At 51.1% G+C, this 21977-nt stretch carries 18 protein-coding genes; 5 read left to right on the top strand and 13 right to left on the bottom strand.

Translation table 11 applies throughout. From position 1 onward, the window contains the following. Positions 1-74: 74 nt before the first annotated feature. The 9 genes from SBL51_RS02500 to SBL51_RS02460 all read right to left on the bottom strand — a co-directional run bounded on the left by SBL51_RS02500 (position 75) and on the right by SBL51_RS02460 (position 12244). On the bottom strand, positions 75-1922 hold the full coding sequence (locus tag SBL51_RS02500; protein WP_317928915.1) for an NAD(P)/FAD-dependent oxidoreductase: 1848 nt from the start codon (positions 1920-1922) through the stop codon (positions 75-77). Positions 1923-2166: 244 nt separating this feature from the next. Next, positions 2167-3006 (bottom strand): TauD/TfdA family dioxygenase, encoded by an 840-nt coding sequence (locus tag SBL51_RS02495; protein WP_317928913.1) that lies wholly within the window; start codon positions 3004-3006, stop codon positions 2167-2169. A gap of 83 nt (positions 3007-3089) precedes the next feature. Next, on the bottom strand, positions 3090-4403 hold the full coding sequence (locus SBL51_RS02490; RefSeq protein WP_317928912.1) for an amidohydrolase family protein: 1314 nt from the start codon (positions 4401-4403) through the stop codon (positions 3090-3092). Between the two features lie 367 nt (positions 4404-4770). After that, positions 4771-5205, bottom strand: a complete 435-nt coding sequence (locus tag SBL51_RS02485) for a PaaI family thioesterase (protein WP_317928911.1) — start codon at positions 5203-5205, stop codon at positions 4771-4773. A 141-nt stretch (positions 5206-5346) separates the two neighbouring features. Then, positions 5347-7047: a class I adenylate-forming enzyme family protein gene (locus tag SBL51_RS02480; protein WP_317928910.1), complete on the bottom strand. Its 1701-nt coding sequence runs from the start codon at positions 7045-7047 to the stop codon at positions 5347-5349. Positions 7048-7078: 31 nt separating this feature from the next. Continuing rightward, complete coding sequence (locus tag SBL51_RS02475; protein WP_317928909.1) at positions 7079-7993, bottom strand: SDR family NAD(P)-dependent oxidoreductase; 915 nt, start codon at positions 7991-7993, stop codon at positions 7079-7081. Between the two features lie 154 nt (positions 7994-8147). Then, positions 8148-9365, bottom strand: a complete 1218-nt coding sequence (locus SBL51_RS02470; RefSeq protein WP_317928908.1) for a CoA transferase — start codon at positions 9363-9365, stop codon at positions 8148-8150. A 162-nt stretch (positions 9366-9527) separates the two neighbouring features. Then, on the bottom strand, positions 9528-10655 hold the full coding sequence (locus SBL51_RS02465; protein WP_317928907.1) for a MaoC family dehydratase N-terminal domain-containing protein: 1128 nt from the start codon (positions 10653-10655) through the stop codon (positions 9528-9530). A 23-nt stretch (positions 10656-10678) separates the two neighbouring features. Further along, positions 10679-12244, bottom strand: a complete 1566-nt coding sequence (locus SBL51_RS02460) for an acyl-CoA synthetase (protein WP_317928905.1) — start codon at positions 12242-12244, stop codon at positions 10679-10681. Between the two features lie 231 nt (positions 12245-12475). Here SBL51_RS02460 and SBL51_RS02455 point away from each other — a divergent pair, with 231 nt between their 5' ends. Continuing rightward, entirely contained in the window at positions 12476-13273 is a 798-nt protein-coding gene (locus SBL51_RS02455; RefSeq protein WP_317928903.1) for an IclR family transcriptional regulator, read from the top strand. Positions 13274-13399: 126 nt separating this feature from the next. On the opposite strand, the gene SBL51_RS02450 is transcribed toward SBL51_RS02455, so the two are convergent. The 3 genes from SBL51_RS02450 to SBL51_RS02440 all read right to left on the bottom strand — a co-directional run bounded on the left by SBL51_RS02450 (position 13400) and on the right by SBL51_RS02440 (position 16197). Further along, positions 13400-14161, bottom strand: a complete 762-nt coding sequence (locus tag SBL51_RS02450) for an ABC transporter permease (protein WP_317928901.1) — start codon at positions 14159-14161, stop codon at positions 13400-13402. A gap of 4 nt (positions 14162-14165) precedes the next feature. Beyond that, on the bottom strand, positions 14166-15098 hold the full coding sequence (locus SBL51_RS02445; RefSeq protein WP_317928899.1) for an ABC transporter ATP-binding protein: 933 nt from the start codon (positions 15096-15098) through the stop codon (positions 14166-14168). A gap of 226 nt (positions 15099-15324) precedes the next feature. Next, positions 15325-16197: a LysR family transcriptional regulator gene (locus SBL51_RS02440; protein WP_317928898.1), complete on the bottom strand. Its 873-nt coding sequence runs from the start codon at positions 16195-16197 to the stop codon at positions 15325-15327. 123 nt (positions 16198-16320) lie between these two features. Between SBL51_RS02440 and SBL51_RS02435 the strand changes: the two genes are divergently transcribed. The 4 genes from SBL51_RS02435 to SBL51_RS02420 all read left to right on the top strand — a co-directional run bounded on the left by SBL51_RS02435 (position 16321) and on the right by SBL51_RS02420 (position 20949). Continuing rightward, positions 16321-16734: an EthD domain-containing protein gene (locus SBL51_RS02435; protein ID WP_317928897.1), complete on the top strand. Its 414-nt coding sequence runs from the start codon at positions 16321-16323 to the stop codon at positions 16732-16734. Between the two features lie 76 nt (positions 16735-16810). Further along, positions 16811-17980 carry a MaoC family dehydratase N-terminal domain-containing protein gene (locus SBL51_RS02430; RefSeq protein ID WP_317928896.1) on the top strand — a complete coding sequence of 390 codons (1170 nt, stop codon included), beginning with the start codon at positions 16811-16813 and terminating at the stop codon, positions 17978-17980. Between the two features lie 46 nt (positions 17981-18026). After that, positions 18027-19721, top strand: a complete 1695-nt coding sequence (locus SBL51_RS02425) for a class I adenylate-forming enzyme family protein (protein WP_317928894.1) — start codon at positions 18027-18029, stop codon at positions 19719-19721. A gap of 361 nt (positions 19722-20082) precedes the next feature. Beyond that, positions 20083-20949, top strand: a complete 867-nt coding sequence (locus SBL51_RS02420; protein WP_317928893.1) for an oxygenase MpaB family protein — start codon at positions 20083-20085, stop codon at positions 20947-20949. 134 nt (positions 20950-21083) lie between these two features. On the opposite strand, the gene SBL51_RS02415 is transcribed toward SBL51_RS02420, so the two are convergent. Beyond that, a complete protein-coding gene (locus tag SBL51_RS02415) occupies positions 21084-21977 on the bottom strand; it encodes a hydroxymethylglutaryl-CoA lyase (RefSeq protein ID WP_411860446.1) in 894 nt (297 codons plus the stop codon).

Here is a 21977-nt window from a genome sequence, read left to right as displayed (position 1 = left end):
TCCGAGTCCAGCTTTTTTAAGCAATGGAAAGTTTGTGATTGGGAGGATGATAGTGCACCCTCCCTCGGGTACGATTAATCCAACTCCAAACCACTTAGTTCACCGTTGGTGCGCCAGTCTTCCAACAATTTCATAAAGGCATCCCAGCCAGGGCCATACACTTCACCCAGATAGAATCGGTATTTTTCGTTGCCGTTTTCATCGACATCGGGCTTGCCTTCGTTGTTGAAATAACTGGGGGTACACTCCCGAATCCACTCGGTTCTATCCATTTCTGTTTCACGCAAATGCTGAATGTAGGCATCCTGAGCCTCTTTTGTAACTTCAGCTACGGAAGCGCCCCTGCGTTTTACCTCTTTAATGATGTAACTAATGTGTTTGGACTGCTCTTCGAAGTTTTTAGTGAGGGTAGAGTTTAGTCCGCCCTGGTTTAAACCAACGATGTACATATTGGGGAAGCCATGGGTCATGACACCGTGCATGGTTTTATAACCACCGGCCCAGTTGTCATACATGGATAAGCCATCACGGCCGGTAAACTCCTCAAAACCCCAACGGCGATCCAGGTCACTGGTTACCTCGTAACCACTGGCAAAAATCATGCAGTCAACTTCATATTCTTTACCATTGGCTACAAAACCGTTTTCAGTTAAACGCTCAACACCCTGGCTCTCTGATACATCGACAAGATGAACGTTAGGACGATTAAAGGTTTCGTAATAGTTATCGTTAGAGGTTGGGCGTTTGCACTGGTAGCGATAGTATGGCTTCAGCAATTCAGCGGTTGCTTTATCTTTAACAATGGCATCCACACGACGACGCAGCCTTTCCATTACTCGGAAATCCATCACGTCACGACGGTCTGCATACTCTGCCATATCCGGGTAGTGATCTTCGCTGTTGAACTCGTCGGTTAAGCGGCGGTTAACTTCCGTCCAGATATCGACAATCATATCGGGTTCATTGGCCTGGTAACGTTCGTTGGCGCCCCGGTGGAAATTGGCTCGACGTTCCTCTTGCCAACCCGGCTGCAAAGATTTTACCCACTCCGGGTCTGTCTCTGAGTTGCGGCGGGTGTCTACGCAGGAAGGCGTACGTTGCAGGACATAAAACTGTTCAGCGTATTTACCCAGGTAGGGTACTAGCTGAATGGCAGTTGCGCCGGTGCCGACAATGGCCACTTTTTTGTTGGCCAATTTATCCAACATTGGCGCCCGTTGACTACCACCGGTGTAGTCGTAATCCCAGCGGGCGGTATGGAACATGTGGCCTTTAAATTGGCTGATACCTGGTATCCCGGGTAATTTCGGAATATTTAAAAGACCATTGGCAACAATCAGATGTCGGCCTCGAATATCGTCACCTTGTTTTGTGCGGACGTGCCAGCACTTGCCCTCTTCGTCCCAGTTAACACGATTAACCAGAGTGTGGAAGAGAGCATTATCGTACAAGCCATACTTACGGCAGATGCTCTGCGCGTACTCTAAAATCTCATACCCTTCTGTAAATTTCTTGGTGGGCATGTAATCCATCTCTTCCAGCAAGGGGAAGTAACAGTAAGCATCGTTGTCGCATTGCAACCCAGGGTAACGGTTCCAGTACCAAACACCGCCAAAATCTCCGGCGTGGTCGATATTGCAGAAGTTATCGATACCCGCCTTGCGCAATTGAACGCCGGCCATAATGCCGGAAAATCCGCCCCCCAGAATTACAACTTCGAATTCTTTGGCAATAGGCTCCCGAGGGGTAACAGGTGTGTAGGGATCGCCCTCGTACACATACTCAAAATCTTCGGTAGGTTTAATGTATTGATTTTGACCTTCGTTACGCATACGGCGATCGCGTTCTTGTTTGTATTTTTCTTTTAACGCGGGAATATCGATCTCTTCGGCCTTTGGTAAATCAACGTCATATAGAGTCATTATTGTTAGCCTCCATTGGGTCTTGCGCCCGGGGTTTTATTGAGTAATGTTCTAGTGAACAACACTGTTGATTGATGTTGTTACTCTACTCGACCCCTACCTTTTACTGTTGATCTCTATCAAAATTTTGTTGGCCATTAGCTGTTTTAAAAAGTAATTTAAAACAGTGGTTGCGTTTAAATATGTATTTTGTCCAAGCAAAAAAAAGGCACCCGATGGGTGCCTGTCGATACTAAATATTAAATTAAACAATCGGCTCTTCACCGGCTGTTTTGGTGCGATGTAAAAGTCGACCACAATCGGGATCGTACGGCATTGCCCGGTGCATGGTGCCGGTATTGTCCCAAATAACGGTATCACCAACAGACCACTCGTGACTGTAAACAAATTGCGGACGTGTCGCCCATTCACGTAAACCGTGCAGTATTTTTGCACTCTCCGCCCGGGATTTGCCAATCACATCCTGAGCGGTGTTGCCGAGCACCAAGGATTTACGGCCTGATTTATGTGTCCACACCAATGGTAATTCGATCTCGCCCATCGATTGCCAAATTTCCAGCTCAGCCAATGTCGGCTCCGGTGTGTGATACAGTTGTGTATTCCACATAGAGTGAGTTACGCGCATATTGGCGATTTCCGCTTTACGCTCATCGGTAAGTGCGTCGTAGGCTGCGTAGGTGTTACAAAACTCTGTGTTGCCACCCCAGGTTGGCAGCACTTTACTTGACAAAATGGCGGCGCCAATGGGCACTTTGTTCATAGTGCCATCAATATGCCAATATAAAGAACCTTTCAGATAGTCTCTGTTTGGATTTTTCTCTAAATCGAGTGATATGTTGTATACTTTTTGCCCTTGAATTTCTGGTAAAAACTCACCTAGGGTTTCTGTGAATTGAACCTGTTCGTCGTCTGTAAAATTAATTTTAGGTAAAACCAGAACGCCGCGCTGTTCCAGAAGATCCTTGAGGTCACTGGCATGTTCACCACTTAACAGTGCCGCTTTGCTCAAATGAACGCGACTACCGATTAGTGGTCTGATGTCTTCGGCTTCCAATTTTTCTAAAGTTGCGGTTGCAGTATTCATAATCTTTGCTCCTGTGCCTAACCTTATTATTCGAAACCGGAGCCATTTGGCGCCCGGTTTTTTACGCACGAGTAATTGACTTTCTAAGCTACGTTGGCCTGTTTTTCAAACATCTTCATGATGTCACCGGAGGTGACGGTACGTTTGGATTCACCCTCTGCCAGTGGCGCTGCTCCACCGGACGACAACGGTGTGGTATCAACACCATCAGCAGCTGCTTTCGCACGCAAGGCGCCAACGGTTAACTCTTCGCGAGCGTGGTGTTTGAAGGGGTCAAAACGCAGCATGCGCATCGCATTTTTGTGAGTAATTTTATCAATCTGCTCGTCAGTCAAATGTTGCACGCTCTTCCACAAAAATTCGGGCACTTCTGGCCACAGGGCATCGGAGTGTGGGTAATCGCACTCGTAAGCAACCATATCTTCGCCACAGTCCTCGAGATTTTTCAATCCGAAGGCATCATCAATAAAACAGGTCATAAAATGCTTGCGGAAAATATCGGATGGTTTCTTGCCGCCGAAGTCGGAGTTGGTCCAAGCATGGTGACGGGAATGGCTGAAGTCAGCTCGCTCCAGGAAGTATGGAACCCAACCGATACCACTCTCAGAGAGAATGATCTTCATGTCGCTGTAACGTTTTAAGGCTTCGAGGTTTAACCAATCGGCTGCACCAACGTTAATCGACATCGGCATGGTGGTGATCCACGCTTCAATTGGCGTTTCCATGGAGGCGTGTGGTGCAGCATTACCAGAACCAATATGCAGGTTAATGGTGATGTCGTTTTCTACCAACGCTTTCCACATCGGCTCCCAATAGGCGTTATGAATACTGGGCAGACCAATCTTGGTTGGGTTTTCGCTTAAGGTAACTCCGGTACAGCCGAGTTTGGCAATTCGCTCAATCTCTTCAACGGTTGCTTTCATATCCCAGGTTGGCAGCAGTGCACAGGGAATAAAGCGACCAGGGGCATAACCACACCACTCCAAAATGTGCCAGTCGTTATAGGCGCGCAGGTGTTTTACAGCGAGATCTTTGTCGGGCGCCTTATGGAAGCAACGGCTGCCATCGAAACCACCCATGCTGCCAAAATTGAGTGAACCGGCGATACCGTTAACATTCATATCGTCCAGACGGGCTGCGGGGTCGTAACAACCTTTTCGTACCTGCTCTAACGATTGAGGCTCCATGCCGTACTCATCTGCTGGTCGGCCTACCACGGCATTCAACCCCACAGAGGTCATGGTCATACCTTGGTATGTCCAGTAGTCAGCACCATTTTTCTGTACGAAAGTGGGCGCTGTTGCTAAATCATCCCCTGACAGGTGCTTTTTAAACATATCAGGCGGCTCGCTGATGTGATCATCAACGCTGATAATAACCATATCTTCCATTTTCATAGGAAGTCCTCCGGGTCGGCTGTCATTATTAAAAGTTATCTTGGCAAAAGTGTACGCATATGCGTACTCAGGTTCGCCTAGGTTATAGCGCGTCGTCGGTTTTCACTCACCCTTAATGCAGGTTCGATAACCTTACGACTTAAGTCCAATGGTCGACGATGCAATGATGCTGTGTGTACAGTGGTGTTGTATTGACCTGAATCAACAACCCTGATCACTGATCAACACTGATGTTGGATAACTGAAAAGAGGGAGGCCGTCGGGTATCAGACAGCCGTTTTTAAGAGTGCGAGAAATGAATTATTTGAGATGGGAACGTGGACTGACAATATTGTGGTGTACGGGCCAAGGCCCTTAACTATTGAGCTTATTGGGGAGATCTGGGTACCACACTCCACACACCATTAGCTTCCATTACGGTTTTATCCTCTAACAATAATGCCCCTCGAGCGAATACCAGGTTACGCCCTTTCTTGATTATTTCGGCATTTAATTTCAGAAATGCCGGTGGTTTAACGCCGGAAAGGAAGTGGCTGTCCAGGTGCACCGTGGTACACATGGCGCGATCGGTTGCCTCCCAGATTAATAGGCTTAAGGCGTGATCGATAAAGGACATCATGACACCACCGTGTATGAATCCCTGAGCGTTGGCATGGGTCTCATCAAGCTGTATGGCATAGTGCCAGCCGTTCTCCCCTTTTTGGGTCCAAAGAGCGCCCAAGCTTGCGGGAATACCCTTCATCTCACGCCTGGTCCACCCCTCTGGCGTGTCAACGGAGGTGTTTTGCTGATTACTGCTCATAAGGAATTCCTGGAGGTACTGGCTAGATTACCGAATGTGCAGCGGCAATCCAGCCATACCATTAAAGTATAAATATTAGAGATCCGTTAATATAACGAAAGCCGGGTAAACATCGCTTGCTGTCAACCCAACTGAAAACGATTAGCTATTTGCCAATCGTTCGGCGGCCAGTTTCCGGAGCTCGGCTGTTTTAACTTTATTGCTTCCGGTAGTTTCGAGTTCGGACTCGTCAAAAAAGAGGACTCGACGTGGCACCTTGTAGCTGGCCAGTTCCTGTTTGGCGAAATTGCGGATCTCATCTTCAGTGAGGCTGAAGCCATCCTGTGGCACGATACAGGCAACCACCAGTTCGCCTAACAGCTCATCGGGCACACCCACAGTTTTTGTTACTTTTACGCCGGGCGCCTTTTCGATAACCATATCGATCTCAACCGGCGAAACGTTTGCGCCCCCGGTTTTGATAATATCGTTGAGTCGGCCTTCCCAAATCAGACGACCATTCTCGTCAAAGTAGCCGCCATCGCCGGTGCGTAAAAAGCCGTTTTCATCGACCGATTCATCCAACGGGGTACCGATATAGCCGAGCATTAACGTTGGGCCTTTAACGGCGATCTCACCGCGCTCACCGAGCGCGACCGTATCTCCGGACAGCGGGTCCACAATTTTAAAGGTATTGCCTGCAGCGGGAACGCCATGGCTGCCAGCGGAGATCTCTTTTGGTGTATTGGCGGGAAAGACAGAACTCAGAGTAAAGGTTTCGGTGTTACCATAGGCATGAGTCGCATCCACCCAATCGGTATTCACGGTTGGATGTGCAGCCACCGGCGAACTCTTATCGATATAAACCAGCGAAGAGAGATCCACAGAGTTCCAGTTTTTAGCGTCCACCAATTGTGCCCACTGGTGTGGCCAGGCCACCAAAAAGGTAACCTTCTCTTTTTCCATCAGCTCCAGCGCTTCTTCGGCTTGAAATACCCTCTGCAATACCAAAGAGCCGCCCGCGGCCAGAGTGCTGCCCATAGCCCAGGCAAAATTACCGGACCAGAAGAAACCATTGGCCGACCAGCAGCGAACCCCTTCATTGGCCAATTGTAACCAATTGCGCCAGCGCCACATCTGTAGGCAAACACCCCGATGCGCATTGAGAATGCCTTTCGGTTTACCAGTTGAACCAGAGGAGAAGAGCAAAACACCCGGGTCTGCCGGTGCGACGGTAGCGGCAGTAGCCTCTACCAATGCGTCGCTGATGCTCGCACCACGACTCAGGAAGTTACCCCAACCCTCAATCGCACCTTGATCAGTTTCATTGTCGACGGTTGCCAAATAACGCAGAAATGGAAATTTATTGGAGAACAGCTCACCGGCTTTAATCGTGCTGATTTGCGGCTCCAGTTCCGAAACAATGGCTGCGAAATCTTTCTTGAGAATGTTTTGTTCCAGCATTAATACGGAACAGCCGGAATTTTTAACTAACACCTCTAACTCAGAAGGCGTAGAGAAGGTGCTCATGGCAGTCGCGACACCGCCTGCTAAGGCAGTACCAAAGAGCGAGGTGACAAATTCAAAGCGGTTGGTCATTAATATACCAACGCGAGTGCCCTTGCCCACACCACAGGCCAGAAGCGCTTTGGCGACCGCCATGGATTTTTCCCACAGGTCGTTGTAACTCCAGCGCTCAATACCGTCGGCGGTATGCATCACGGCCACTTCACGCGGGCCATAGGCTGCGGTGACCTCTTTTAGAAAGCCACCCAAAGTTAACGCACCTGTGCCCTTCTCTTCTGACAGCGGTATGCCTTTAACAACAGACATTCCCGGAATGGGAAATAGCACGTTTGTCATGATCTCTCTCGTTTATAAATTACACATTTGGTTATTCGCCCTTAGCGGCCATCTCGAAACAGAACTTCAAATGGTCGAGGTGGCCGGTGGGAACTACGGGGAATATTAAAGAGTCGTCAGTGTTGCGGATTTTTGCAAGTTCATCAGCTACTGACTCGATGGTCCAGTGAGGGTGATAAACTCCTTTGGTTTCCGCTGCGTAGGCTCGGGCGATACGGCCTGCCATTGCTATCAGCATTTCACCGGATACTTCGCAAGACTCATGGGCCAGGTAGGCCACTACTGGAGCAACCATCTCCGGCTCCATCGGTGGGTATTTACTGGTATCCAGCCCTTCGGCCATGCGCGTTACTGCGCCGGGCAGAATAATATTGCTTTTTACATTGAACTCAGCCCCCTCCAATGCCGCCACATTGGAGAGCCCAATCAGCCCGGCTTTGGCCATGCTGTAGTTAACCACACCTGCATTGCCGTATAGGCCATTAATAGAACCAGTTAAAATTATGCGGCCGTAACCCGCCTCACGCATTTTGGCAAATGCAGGTTGTGTTACGTGAAAGCCGCCACGCATATGAACATCTAGCACGGAGTTGAAGTCTTCAATGCTTAACTCGTGCAAGCCTCCGCGGCGAACAATGCCGGCATTGTGAATCAGAATGTCGATTTTGCCATAGTTATCGAGCGCCGTTTGAATAATCGCCTGGCCACCTTCGGCAGTGGCTACGGTATCGGTATTGGCGACAGCTTCTCCGCCGGCAGCCTTAATTGCTTGTACCACCTCTTCTGCGGGGCCGGTATCAATGCCATCTCCCTTCATGGAGACGCCGGGGTCATTGACAACCACCTGGGCACCACGCGCAGCAAGCAGTTCGGCATAGGCTCGCCCCAGACCACGACCAGCTCCGGTAATGACCGCTACTCGATTGTCAAAATTAAGTTCAGACATGAAATTCTCCCCTCGCCTGCTTCTGGTTTTTAAATGGAATACCCGGTCTGCTGAACCGCGAGGTTTGTGTCAGAACAATGCCTTGAAACCACCAACAGATTCCAGTATCACTGGTAAGCGTACCAGTAAAGCCTTTAACTGCGAAGGTTTAGCATCAATCGATAGCATTCGCCCTGCGCAGCTCAGTAATCTGTTCCTTGGAGAGTCCAAGAACGGTAGAAAGAATTTCATCGGTGTGTTGACCGAGCACTGGTGGTGCTTCTGGTATTGGTTGCGGTGCTCCAGCAAATTTAATGGGCCGATTGACGATTGGTATTTTACCCAGGACTTTGTGGTCGGTTTCCACCACCATTTCGCGAGCCACCGCCTGCGGTTGAGCCAGGGCTTCCTGGACTCCTAAAATTGGGGCGTTAGGTACCTGATGCGCAGTGAAGATATCTACCAGTTCTGCAACGGTTCGTTGTTGCGTGAAATCCGATACCAGTTGGTTAACAGCGGCACGATTGTCTCGGCGTTTTTGAATGCTATCAAACAGCGGGTCATGAATGCGTTCTGCCATATTTAGTGCCTGGCAGATTCGCTCCCAAAAACTGTTGGTTAAACAGGCCACAATAATAGACCCATCTTTAGCCGGAAATACGCCATACGGGACTAAATTGGGGTGCTGAGAACCTTGGGGCTTTGGATCTTCTCCGGTGAAAAATGCCAATTGAGCCAGGTAGCCCAACATGCCGATCATGCCATCGAGCAGGCTGACATCAACCCAACGCCCCTTGCCTGTGCTATTGCGTTCGTGCAGTGCTGCGAGGATTCCGATAGGCCCATTAATACCACCCACCAAGTCACCTAAGGGAATACCCAGTTTGGTGGGCAAACCATCGGGTTCGCCGTTAACGCTTAACGCTCCAGAAAGCGCCTGCAGAACAATATCGAATGATGGTCGATCTTTGAGTGGGCCGGTCTGGCCAAAGCCAGAAATGGAGCAATAGATTAAACCAGGGTTTAACTCAGATAACGCGGCATAGTCGAGTCCAAAACGCTCCATTACACCGGGACGATAATTTTCCAGAAGCACATCGCACTTTACCGCCAGCTCTTTAACCAGCTTAACGCCCTCTTCGGTTTTTAAATCGACGACGATGCTTTTTTTACCGCGATTAATACTGAGGTAGTAGTGGCTTTCACCTTCACGAAATGGTGGGAATGTACGGGTCTCGTCACCGGTACCGGGCGGTTCTATTTTAATTACTTCCGCGCCCAAATCCGCTAACGCCAGGGCCGCAGAGGGGCCGGCGAGCACGCGGGTGAAGTCCAGGACACGAATACCTTGAAGCGGGCCAGCCCACTTAGGAGAACTGCTTTCGTCCTTCATTATGTAACCTGCCGATATGCACTGATGATCTTTTTGTTATGGTGGAGATTGCCGTGTGCAAGTCGAGTGGCAACCCCTTAATGTAATGGCCAGGGGCTTGCGCCACTGGCCATCGTCAAGCGTTTCATCCCGGTCAGAACGACCGAGATGAATTTGGCTACATTAGCCTTTGGATGGCAACTCAACGACCGAGTAACCTTGAGCAGAGAGCTCATCGCGGTGAGTTTTAGCAATTTGCTTGATCTCAACCAGGTGCTTGCCATCTTCAACCCACTTACGGGTTACTTCACCTTCGATGAAGATCACATCACCGTCTGGGTTGTGACGACGGATTTCACACTTGGACTTACGCAGGAAGCCTTCATCACCCATCCAGTTGGTGGCGTGGTGGGTCAACCAAGAGCAGCGCTCCGGACCGTAGTCGTAGGCACCAGGTGCCCCCACTTCCAAAGCAAAATCCTCATCCCAGTGAACACGCTCAGGACAGTCAGGCACATTGAAGCGGTTTTTGATGGCAGTACCCGGGTGTTTTTTCTGCATTTCGTGAGCCAGTTTGTTGGCGCGAATGTAGAGGCCACCCCAGCCTTGCGCGTAACAGATAAAGCCAGTCACAGTCATAGGGCCTTTCATCATCTTAGGCAGTGCTTCGCCTTCTTGAACATCTTCCCAGTAACGGGGAGTGGCGCCACGAATCACTTCCTCGTCGTACAGTTTGCCCCACTCGGCCAGCTGCTCATCGGTGAACGGCTCAACTTTACCGCGCACTTCAGTGTACTTGGTGCCACGTTCACGGGCTTCGTCACGGTCGGTACGGAATACCCAGCTGTCAGCTTCGGCAACCAGTTCGTTATTTTGGTTGTAGAAATCAACGTGGTAGATCTGCTGGAAGGCGCGGCCAGCGAAACGGGTTTGGTGCTCAATCAAATCTTTCAGGTAGGCTTCGGTACGGAAGGAGTCGTTACGCATTACCGGTTTGTGCCAAGTCCAGTCGGCACCAGCCCACATGGCATGTACACCTGACAAACCACCACAGTAACCAGAGATAATTCGGCTAGCAGTAAACAGGAAGCTTGGCAGAGCTACTACATCGCCGTACTTGGTGTTTTTAGCGTATTCAGGGTCACACCACAGTGGGTTGTTATCACCAATACCGTGGGCGTAGTGACGGATTGCGTCGCGGGTAGCCTCGAAGTTCCATGGCTCAATGGTGTTTTCGATTTTTACACCAATACGTTTGCGTAAATCGGCCAAGCCTTCTTCTGTGATTTTAGGAAATTTATTTTCAGCCATTGTTGTCTTCTCTCCAGTTAATTTTAGGCGCCGGCTGCGGCGGCTTTGGCAGCTTCGGCATCGCGAAGCTTTTTGCGGTGAACCTTGCCTGCCGGCGTCTTCGGAAGCTCACTCACAAAATCAACGATCCGCGGGAACTCGTGCTGGGCAAGTCGCTCCCGGGTAAAAGTCTGTAACTCTTCAACAAATTCGGGACTAGGCGCACGGTCGGTAACGACAAATGCTTTCACTACCTGGCCTCGTTTATCATCGGGCACACCAATAACACCCACCTCTTTTACGTCGTCGTGTTTAAGCATGGTGTGTTCAATTTCCACGGCGCTCATGGTCCAGCCTGCCGAGATAATTACGTCATCGGCCCGGCCACAATGGTAGAGGTAGCCATCAGCATCGACGCGCGCGCGGTCTTTGGTGGTTTCCCAATGATCTCTTTTCCAGAGCATCAATTCACCGACCTCTTCCGGGTCAGTTTGCGTGCCGTCCGGGCGGTGAACTTCAAGCTTGAGACCAGGAATGGGCTTGCCCAGTGAACCAGGCTTGCGTTCGAAATCTTCTGCTCCTGGAAAGTTGACCAGAACCACGCCGATCTCTGTGGTGCCGTACATACTGCAGGCAGGAACCTTGAAGTGCTGATCGATAAACTCCAGGGTTGCCGGATCAATGGGCTCGCCGGTAAATGAAAGCTTTTTAAAGTAGAAAGTGAATTGCTCTACCGTACCCGCATTTTTCATCAAACGATAGTGGGTAGCGGCTGCAGACATATTGGTGATTTTGAAATCCTGCAGCGCTTTCATTAAGCGGGTTGCATCAAACTTGCCGGCAAAAGTACCAGTAGTCACACCCAAAGCCAAAGGCGCCAGGGTGCCGTGCCACAGGCCATGGCCCCAGGCAGGTGACGACGGACAGAAATATTCGTCACCAGGTCGTACGCCGGTACCATAAAGAGCGGCGAACATTAGAGTAACAATGGATTTATGGGTATGTCTTACCGCTTCCGGCAACTCCCGAGTGGTACCCGAGGTGTATTGGAAAACGGCCAAATCACTGGCCTTGGTTTTGGGTTCGTAGCTGGTTGGGTATTTTGCAATCTCATCGAGCAGGCTCTGATCAGCCACCACCACGCGCAAACCGTCGATTGCACGTGCGGTATCCGCTTTCTGGGCATTGGTTACCAGGATGGTTGGTTTACAGTCGTCGATCCGTAAACGTAGTGCATCGGGGCCAAACAGCGTAAACATCGGCACGCTGATAGCGCCGGTCTGCATGGCACCAAACAGGCAAACATAAAAAGGCAGAGAGGGCTCAAGCATAAAGGCAATTCGATCGCCCTTCTGTACACCTTCGGCATCCAGCCAATGGGCAAATTGCGCGGCTTTGGACGAGAGTTCATCGAAACTAAGAATCTCATCTTCACCGCTGGCGTGGGCAATGCGTACCGCGGTACGACCACTGCCGTCCGCATGCCGAGTGATGCATTCATTGGCAATGTTCAGGTATTCGCGATCACCATCGAAGAGTTCCCAAAGAGCCGCTGAGTTGGCATGTGACTGCGCATCAGCATAGGAGGTGTAGTCCGTCAGCTTGGTCATTTCTTAACTACCACTATTGTTTTGATTATTGGTTTACGGCTGAGTAAGCAGCGCCGTTTTGTGGGAGGCAACATTGCCACAGAACGCAATTGTTGTAAATATAAAATTGTATTTTATATATTGAATACCAATCCTGAGCTAAACTTCACTTGATATTCATTCGATTACTCAGCATTCTGTTCTAACGGCTTCATAAGCCGGTGCTAATTTGTGCTAACCAGAAGCCGGACAATGGAAAATTCCAATAAGAAAACGACTAAGGATGAAAGGCTTGCCCTCGCCGTAAAAGAGAGTAAAGCCCCCGCTATTTCGCGCGCTGCAGCCATTTTGCGCTTGCTAGGCAAGAGCGATTCTCCGCTTGGATTACAGACTATCGCCAGAGAGTTGGGTTTAGTGCCCAGTACCGCGCTCAATGTTTTACGAGCCCTGGTGATTGAGCAGTTCGTCTCTGTCGACCCGGATACCAAACGCTATAGCTTGGAAGCAGGAGTTCTAACACTTGCCCGGCAGTGGTTGGGCAGAAACCAGTTTTCAAATATCGTCCAGCCCGTTCTCGACCGTCTTAGCCACAGTTACGATGTCACAATGCTTGGCGTTCAAATCGTGGGCCTCGAACATATGATTGTGGTTGCCAGCTCCGAGGCGACCGCCAACTTCCAGTTGCGCGCTCAAATAGGCAGCCGCTTTCCGGCATTGATCAGCGCTACCGGTCGCTGTATTGCCGCGTTTGGTGAAATTCCGAGGAGTGTGTTGGTCGAGAAGTTTTCCAGCCTACGTTGGGATGAACCTCCATCGATGGAAGACTGGCTACAACAGATCGAACAGACCAAACAGCAAGGTTATGCCATTGACTCAGGCAACTATATTTCGGGCGTAACGGTCGTGGCCGCACCGGTGTGGAAAAGCCGCGACACCCTTAGCCATGCGCTGGTAGCTATCAGTATTGGCCGGCGCAATGGTATGGAAGAGTTAAAAAACGATTTATTGAGCGCGGCTGCTAATTTATCGCGGCAATTGTGCGGTGAATGACTATTAGCTGAACCACTATTTGAGGCCACCTGCCCGAGCCTATCGGGCAGTAATTCTCTGGGGATTGATCATCAGGAAAGGCAGCCAATCGCGGTTATAGCGAGTGGCCACTGGCAGCAGGCGGGTTTAGGTTCGAATACGGTAGCCGGTGTGAAAAATCCAGCTGATCACAGCGATGCAGATCACCATAAACAGAGCAATCATCGACAAACTGATCCCTACACCCACGTCGGAAATTCCGTAAAAGCTCCATCGAAAACCACTAATGAGGTAAACCACAGGGTTTATCAATGCGATCTTCTGCCACAAGGGCGGCAGCATGGCGATGGAGTAGAAACTGCCTCCAAGAAACGTTAATGGGGTAATCACCATCAGGGGTACAATTTGCAGTTTTTCAAAACCGTCTGCCCATATTCCAATAATAAAACCGAGCAAACTAAAGGTAACTGCCGTTAATACCAAAAAGGCCAGCATCCAGATTGGATGAGTAATGCTGTAGTCGACAAACAGGCGTGCGGTAACCAGGATAAGCAACCCCAACAATACCGACTTGGTGGCGGCCGCGCCCACGTAACCACAGATCACTTCAAAAACTGAGATGGGTGCCGATAAAACTTCATAGATTGTGCCGGAAAAACGGGGAAAATAGATCCCAAAAGAGGCGTTGGAGATGCTCTCTGAAAGCAGCGACAACATCACCAGCCCGGGAATAATAAAAGCACCGTAGCTGACACCATCAACCTCTCCCATGCGTGAACCGATGGCCGCGCCAAACACCACAAAATAGAGCGAGGTGGAGATCACCGGTGAAATTATGCTCTGTGCTAGGGTCCTAAACCAGCGCGCCATCTCAAAGCGATAAATTGCGCGTATACCATAAAAATTCATTGCATCAACCCTCGCCTTTTTCCCGAACCAAAGAGACAAATATATCTTCCAATGAGCTTTCACTGGTTTTCAGGTTTTTAAAATCAACGCCGCGCTCCGCCAACCGTTTTAGTAACGCAGCAATGCCGGCCTGCTCAGCCTGGGCGTCAAATGTGTAAATTAAGGTGTTGCCGTTCTCAGCCAGTTCCAGCGCAAACTCAGCAAACCCTTCCGGTACAGCTGCTAGGGGCTCTGGCAATTGCAGCGTCAGCTGCTTTTTACCGAGCTTAGCCAGTAACGTCTGTTTCTCCTCTACCAGAATAATTTCGCCGCGGTTAATAATACCGATGCGGTCGGCCATCTCCTCGGCCTCTTCTATGTAGTGGGTGGTTAAGATAATGGTTACCCCACGCTGCCTGAGCTCATGCACCATGGCCCACATGTCGCGGCGGAGCTCCACATCGACACCGGCGGTGGGCTCATCCAAAAACAGGATGTCTGGCTCATGTGAGAGAGCTTTGGCAATCAGTACCCGCCGTTTCATGCCGCCCGACAGGGTCATGATTTTATTTTTGCGTTTATCCCATAAAGAGAGATCGCGAAGTAACTTTTCGATGTAATCCGGGTTTGGTGGTTTGCCGAATAGACCTCGGCTTAGATTTACCGTGGCCCACACCGATTCAAACGCATCGGTTGAGAGTTCCTGAGGTACCAGGCCTATTTTCGATCTTACCTGCCGATAATCCCGGGCAATATCCAGGTCGGCGACGCTGATCTGGCCATTGCTGGGGCGAACCAAACCACACACGGTTCCTATGAGGGTGGTCTTGCCCGCGCCGTTAGGCCCCAGCAGAGCGAAAATCTCACCGGCGTTGATCTCTAAATTGATCTCCTTTAATGCCTGGAAGCCGGAGTCATAAACTTTATTTAATTGTTGAATGGATATAATTGGTGGCACACACAATTCCTGGATTAGGGTGGGAGTCCCCGACGTTACTGCACTGCCAGCCCAATGAAGACCGATCGATGTAGCAGTGTGTCGGGTAAGTTTACGATTGAGTTTTTCGCTAGGCTTAGCACTTTGTACGATGACGACTTGAAGCTGGGTAACGGCAAATCAACTACTCATGCGGCAAGGTTAAAGGAGAAGCCAATCTTAAAATAATTGCAATAACATTATTATTTCAATTTGCTAACAGCCCCCGCATGCGCGCAATGGCGTCGACGGCCAGCGGTGAGCTGATCCGCCCAACCAGCCGGGCAAAGAAGATTTTCAGCGGCGGTAGAGGCAAGCCTGCAACCTGAATCACGGTGAGTTCACCATTGGCTAACGCCTGCTCAACAAACGTGAGCGAACAGATACAGACCAGATCACTGTTAACGACAGTTTCCCGAAGGATGTGATAGTTGTCGCACTCAAACAGCGTTGGGTTGGGTAATTCGGCCAAAAATGGCGGTGCCACGGAGCTGGCCCAGGGATACTGCTCCAGGTCATCCAGGGAAGGCGTCGCCAACTTGGTAAGCGGATGCCCTGCCCTTACCACACACGCGGGTTGAATCTCACCCAGCGGCTCCATGGCCAACTCCGGGTCGGGCTCAATAAACGACTCGGGCACAAACAAGAGCTCAATTTCATCGTTTTTCAGTGCCTCAACTAAGCTCTCGCCCGGCCGTACAGCCGCGCGCAACTGCACCTGTGATCGGCCCAGGAAGTAATCCGCCGCGAATTTCGCCAGAGTTTGGCTGGCCAGCAGTGGCGCAAAGCCGATTGACAATGTTCCCGTTGCGCCAGTGCCAAACAGCCGCAATGTATTATCGAACAGACGCAATTTCTGTAGCAACGGTTGTGCTTGCGCCACTACCTGTTTGCCGGCCGCTGTCAGCAGCACCCCATGCCCTACCCGATTAAATATCTGAAAGCCGTAGCGGTCCTCAATAGCGGCCACGCTGCGGCTCAACGCCGGTTGACTGATGTTCAATTCAACCGCGGCTTTGGAAAAGCTGCCGGTACGAGCGACCGTGATGAGTTGCTGCAGTTTACTGAGGGATAGATCCATAACAATATTGCATAGATTTCGTTAATTATTGCATTGGACAACATATCACGTACCGCAGACACTGTCAGCCACTACCCAAAATGGCTGTAACTGACCAACGTCCTATAACAATAAGGTGGCAACGTGTTTAAACAGATCTGTTTCTTTCGCAAACGACCGGACATGAGCTTGGAAGAGTTCATGGACTACTACGAAAACCAGCATTCACAGCTATCGAAACGCCAAGGCCGCGCTCCCTCCATTCCCAATGCTGTGCGCTACGTGCGACGTTACCTAACCCCCGAAAAGAACCCGGTCACCGGCGAGGTGCATGACTGTGGCTATGACTGCCTGATGGAGATCTGGTGGAATAGCCGGGAAGACTTTGAAGCCTCACAACGCATTATTGCCGACCCGGAGCGTCTTCAGTTTATTAAAGACGACGAAGCGAAACTCTTTGCCAGCCACGCCAACCCGGTCTGCTCGGTTACTGAATACGACTCCCCCATGGGGCCCAATGGTGAGCCTACCCATGTTGCCATTGTGCATGATCAATAGGCGAACCCCATAAATAAATGACATTAAAAATAAATCATATCTTATTGTAATTTATATCTATTTAAGGATTTGAAGCGTGACAAAACTGACTCTGGATACCTCCGATATTGATCAATATCTGGGTAAACCCATCGATTCCGCCCCCATCCGTGAAGCTATTGCCAACAATGATATCCGCCGTTGGGCACACGCCATGCACTACCCCAACCGTCTCCACTACGACCCGGCCTTCGCCGCAGAAAGCCGTTTCGGTAAATTGGTCGCCCCGCAAAGTTTTGCCATTGCCACCGACGATGGCCACGGCGCGGCCCCCGCCTGTGTTGGCAAGATCCCCAACTCTCACCTGCTATTTGGCGGCGATGAGTGGTGGTTTTATGATACCCCGGTGGTCGCGGGTGATTTCATCTTCAACGAGCGCATTCCCTTTGACTACGTAGTAAAGGAGACCGGCTTTGCCGGCCCCACCTGCTTCCAGCGTGGCGACAACAACTACGCCAATCAGGATGGCAACCCCATCGCCAAACAGCGCTCAACCTCTATTCGCTACCTGGCCGCTGCCGGGGGTAGCTCCGTTGACCAGGCGGCAATGGCAGAGCCGTTGTGGAGTGACAGTGATATCGAAGCACTGGAAGAGCGCAAATTCAGTTGGATTCAGATGCTGCACGATCTTGGTCACAAGGAGCGCTGGTGGGACGACATCAGCGTTGGTGACCTGCTGCCCGAGCGTGTCTTTGGCCCGCACTCTATCGCCAGCTTTACCACTGAGTGGCGCGCCTACATTGTTAATACCTGGGGTACGCTCGACCTACGCACACTGGATTTAGAAGCCCTCGGCTTTACCAAGGAGATGGCCGGTTTTGAAAACGACCCCGCTATGCAATTGGTTAACCCCGAGCTCACCGACGGCGCCTACTACGGCCCCTCCCGGGGCCACCTATTCCCCCACTTTGCCCGCAAAATAGGTATGCCCCGCGCTTACGGCTACGGTGCCTCTATGGGTGCCTGGGTAACCGACTACCTGGCCGGCTGGGCCGGTGAACACGGCATGGTGCTGCACTCCATTGCCAATTACCGCGGGCCTGCGCTTTCCGGCGATGCCACTGTGCAAACCGCCGAGGTGGTCGACAAGCTGCAGGATGAGCAAGGCAATTACCTTATTCAGGTCAAGCACAAGATGGCCACACACTCTGGCACCACCATGTGCACTGGCACCGCCGAAATTAAATTACCCAAAAAGCCCGTTTGAACCGGGCTCTAACACCCGCACAACCTTGTTAAAAAATGGAAGTAGTATGAGTGACAGTAGCACCCCAATGAACCTGGCGATCTCCCGTGGAATACCGCTGGCCGAAGAGACTTTTGTGGGGAGTCTGACCCTGGCGGGCTATATCCGTGAGATCTGCCAAGCGTTTGGTGAGCGCGAAGCCGCCGTAATGCACCTGCCGGAGTCCATAGAGCGCTGGAGTTATAACGATCTCTGGCAGCAAGCTTTAGCCGTTGCCAAATCCCTGGTGGCACTTGGTATCGGCAAGGGTACGCGGGTGGGCATTATCGCCACTAACCGCCTGGAGTTTTTATCCTGTACTTTTGGTACGGCTCTGGCTGGTGGTATCGCCACCACCATCTCCACCTTTTTCACCGCCAGCGAGCTCGACGCCGTACTCGAGACCGCGGGTTGTTCGGTACTGTTGCTGGAGCGACATGTTCTGAAAAAGGACTTTGCCGCAATGATACTGGAGCTGGAGCCGCAGTTGGCCAGCTGCCAACCGGGGCATTTGCGATCCACCCGCTACCCATTTCTACACACTGTTGCCGTTGTGGATACCAACCAGGGCTTGGGGGCCATTGAAGGTTGGGACGCGTTTCTAGCGCGTGGCGCCAACACCAATGAAGAACAGGTCGCTGCCCGTGCCGATTCCGTACTGCCGAGCGACCCAGGCGTGCTCTTTTTCTCTTCCGGCTCCACCGGCAAAGCCAAGGGCATTTTGAGTGCTAACCGCTCTGTCTGCCTGCAGCTCTGGCGTTGGAAGGAGTGGTACGACATCCAGGAGCCGCCGCGCACCTGGTCTGCCAATGGCTTTTTCTTCTCCGGCAACTTCTGCATGACCTTGGGCAGCGCACTCTCCTCTGGCGGTACTATTGTGCTGCAACGCTTCTTTGATGCGGAGGCAGCGCTCACGTTAATGGACGAGGAGAAGGCCACTATGTTATTGGCTTGGCCACACCAGTGGGCGCAATTGGTGGGAGCCAGTAATTTCCAGAGTGTTGACCTGTCGAGCATGGTTTACATCGACCGTGATTCACCCATTGCCCAGCACCCCACCATCAATACCGATTGGCTGGAACCCAAGCACGCCTACGGCAGTACCGAAACCTTTACCCTGATCTCGGTTTACAAAGCCAATACCCCCAAGGATGTCACTCACAACAGCCATGGCCTGCCTTCGGCGGGAGCAATCCTAAAAATTGTCGACCCCTTCACCGGAGCCACTCTGAAGCAGGGGGAGCGTGGCGAGATTGCGGTAAAAGGCCCAACATTGATGCTGGGCTACCTGGGTACTCCGTTGGCGGAGTCGCTGGATGATGAGGGCTTTTTCAGAACCAATGACGGCGGTTATATCGATGAGCACGGCCGGCTCTTCTGGCAGGGCCGCTTAAACGACATTATCAAAACCGGTGGTGCTAACGTCTCCCCGTTGGAGATTGACGAAGTGATTCGCGCCTGTCCGGGGGTAAAGATCAGTCAAACCGTTGGCACTCCCGATGAGCTGCTGGGGGAATTGGTCGTCAGCTGCATTGTTTTACATGCCGGTGCGAGTGCTACCGATGAAGAGATCCGCAATTTTGCCAAGCAGAAACTGGCCAGCTTTAAGGTGCCCCGTCGAGTGCTCTTTTTTGCCGAGGATGAGTTGCAAACTACCGGTAGCGCTAAAATAAAAACGGCTGATTTGCGTAAACTGGCCAGCGAACGTCTGGCCCAGGCATAAACTGAGCTACAGAACATAAGACTGGCTATTTTAAGAGAGTCATTTTGCCTGCTGTTTGGCGCTATCCGCCCTCCAGGTTTACCACAAAAGAACCTCTGTTAATCCAATTGCCGCGTCGGCGGTGATTGGATTTTTTCCTGCTCCAACCCTTTAAATCCTTCGGAAATTATAAACTTGCTTGTTTTCCAACAAGAAATTCGCGTTGACATTTTTTGGTGGAAATTTAAAAAATAGTAAAAATCATAAATTCAACACCACAATCAGTTGCAGAAACGGCCAACGACTAATACCACTTTGGTATTTGCTATTTTGTTGCTGGTCCAAGGCCGGTGTTCACCAAAGCTACTGTTGCGGAGCGACCATGAAGAGACGGATCGATATACAGAAAGAGATCGAACGACTGGATGCAAAGGCCGATTGCCAACGCATTGTTTTTCTCACCGCCTATCTGGAATTTCCCTGGGATGTAACCCGGGCGTTGGAGCTGGCGCTGTTCAGAACTTTCGCTGTGCCGAGTATTGCCACTGTATTAAATAAAACCGGCGAATTTACCCAGGCTACCCAACGGCGTTATGACGACACCGCCATCATCATTAATGAGATTTTGATCAATGGCTACGATTCCGAACGAGGCCAGGCGTTTATTCAGCGCATGAACGGCATACATGGCCACTACAAAATTAAGAACGAAGATTTCCTCTACACTCTCTCAACCTTTATTTTTGTGCCCATCTATTGGCTGGATCGATTTGGTTGGCGCAAACTACTCAAGCAAGAGCGACTCGCCCTGCACTACTTTTGGGTTGAAGTGGGCAAGCGCATGGGTATTGAAAATATCCCGGAGACACTCGAAGCGTTTGAAGCGTGGAGTCAGGAGTATGAACAGGCGATGTACGCCAATAGCGAGGCTGGTGTACAGATCGGCAATGCTACGCGGGACCTGTTACTCAGTTTTTATCTGCCTAAATTTCTTTGGCGTGCTGCCGAACCGGTGGTCTACGCCTTGATGGACGAACGCTTATTAAAAGCGATGAATTATCCCCTGCCTAGCCCCGCCACCCGGCGCTGGGTGCAGGGGTTATTAAAGGCCCGGGCGAAAATCCTGCGTTGGCTGCCGAAGCATAAATCGCCACAACTGACCACCCTGTGGCGCTCTGCCACCCACCCGGATGGTTATGCTATTGAAGATATAGGCCCAAATTCGCTGCGGGAAAAATTATCCCGCTAGCGGCCAATACCGCGAGCTTTGGCAATGCCCGGTAAATGCCCGGTAAAAGTGCTTTGGAGAAAAATTAAAGCCGCCTGGACAGGCGGCTTAGATAATCTCACTAGACGCGAGCACAGAGTAGGAACGTGTGCAAACTAGGAAAGAGCGCAGGCCACTTTTGAGGCGGGTTTGCGATCTAGGGCAGAGCTGATATAACGCGACGCCTCAAGCAGTTTGCTCATATCCACGCCAGTCTCTATGCCTAAACCATTAAGCATATAGAGCACATCTTCGGTGGCGACGTTACCGGAGGCTCCCTTGGCGTAGGGACAACCGCCCAGGCCGGCGATAGAGCTATCGACGATATTAATACCGCACTCCAGTGCGGCATAAATATTGGCTAATGCCTGGCCGTAGGTGTCGTGGAAGTGGGCCGCCAGGGCATGCACCGGCACCACCTCCAATACCGCTTCGATCATGGCTTTGATCTTGCCGGGCGTGCCCACACCGACGGTATCGCCCAACGAGATTTCGTAACAACCAATCTGCCACAAGGTTTTTGCCAGATCGCGTACGGCAATGGGCGAAATATCGCCTTCGTACGGGCAACCCACCGCCGTGGAGAGGTAGGTACGCACCCGGAGCCCGTGTTTTTTGGCCTCATCAATGACCGGTACAAAACGGTCGATACTTTCGGCTACTGAGCAGTTGATGTTTTTCTGAGTGAAACTCTCCGAGGCGGCGCCAAACACAGCTACCTCATCGGCACCAGCCGCAATGGCGGCCTCCAACCCTTTCAGATTCGGGGTTAACGCAGAGTAGACCACCCCAGGCTTTCGCCGAATGCCTTTTAAAACATCGGTCGAGGTTGCCATCTGCGGCACCCATTTGGGTGACACAAAGCTGGCCGCTTCAATCATGGGCAGCCCGGCTTCCGCCAGACGTTCCACCAGGCCGATTTTCACCTCGGCCGACACCAACTGTGGTTCGTTCTGGAGGCCATCGCGCGGGCCCACCTCAACAATTTTTACCTGCTTAGGAAGCGTCAT

The sequence above is a fragment of the Halioxenophilus sp. WMMB6 genome (genome assembly GCF_033283405.1).
Lineage (GTDB): Bacteria > Pseudomonadota > Gammaproteobacteria > Pseudomonadales > Cellvibrionaceae > Halioxenophilus.
Note: the sequence above shows the minus strand (reverse complement) of the source record. Positions and strands in the feature narration are given on the sequence as shown.

Coding starts and splice junctions, on each gene's coding strand:
- SBL51_RS02500 (WP_317928915.1), bottom strand. CDS start 1,922: ATGACTCTATATGACGTTGATTTACCAAAGGCCGAAGAGATCGATATT.
- SBL51_RS02495 (WP_317928913.1), bottom strand. CDS start 3,006: ATGAATACTGCAACCGCAACTTTAGAAAAATTGGAAGCCGAAGACATC.
- SBL51_RS02490 (WP_317928912.1), bottom strand. CDS start 4,403: ATGAAAATGGAAGATATGGTTATTATCAGCGTTGATGATCACATCAGC.
- SBL51_RS02485 (WP_317928911.1), bottom strand. CDS start 5,205: ATGAGCAGTAATCAGCAAAACACCTCCGTTGACACGCCAGAGGGGTGG.
- SBL51_RS02480 (WP_317928910.1), bottom strand. CDS start 7,047: ATGACAAACGTGCTATTTCCCATTCCGGGAATGTCTGTTGTTAAAGGC.
- SBL51_RS02475 (WP_317928909.1), bottom strand. CDS start 7,993: ATGTCTGAACTTAATTTTGACAATCGAGTAGCGGTCATTACCGGAGCT.
- SBL51_RS02470 (WP_317928908.1), bottom strand. CDS start 9,365: ATGAAGGACGAAAGCAGTTCTCCTAAGTGGGCTGGCCCGCTTCAAGGT.
- SBL51_RS02465 (WP_317928907.1), bottom strand. CDS start 10,655: ATGGCTGAAAATAAATTTCCTAAAATCACAGAAGAAGGCTTGGCCGAT.
- SBL51_RS02460 (WP_317928905.1), bottom strand. CDS start 12,244: ATGACCAAGCTGACGGACTACACCTCCTATGCTGATGCGCAGTCACAT.
- SBL51_RS02455 (WP_317928903.1), top strand. CDS start 12,476: ATGGAAAATTCCAATAAGAAAACGACTAAGGATGAAAGGCTTGCCCTC.
- SBL51_RS02450 (WP_317928901.1), bottom strand. CDS start 14,161: ATGAATTTTTATGGTATACGCGCAATTTATCGCTTTGAGATGGCGCGC.
- SBL51_RS02440 (WP_317928898.1), bottom strand. CDS start 16,197: ATGGATCTATCCCTCAGTAAACTGCAGCAACTCATCACGGTCGCTCGT.
- SBL51_RS02425 (WP_317928894.1), top strand. CDS start 18,027: ATGAGTGACAGTAGCACCCCAATGAACCTGGCGATCTCCCGTGGAATA.
- SBL51_RS02420 (WP_317928893.1), top strand. CDS start 20,083: ATGAAGAGACGGATCGATATACAGAAAGAGATCGAACGACTGGATGCA.
- SBL51_RS02415 (WP_411860446.1), bottom strand. CDS start 21,977: ATGACGCTTCCTAAGCAGGTAAAAATTGTTGAGGTGGGCCCGCGCGAT.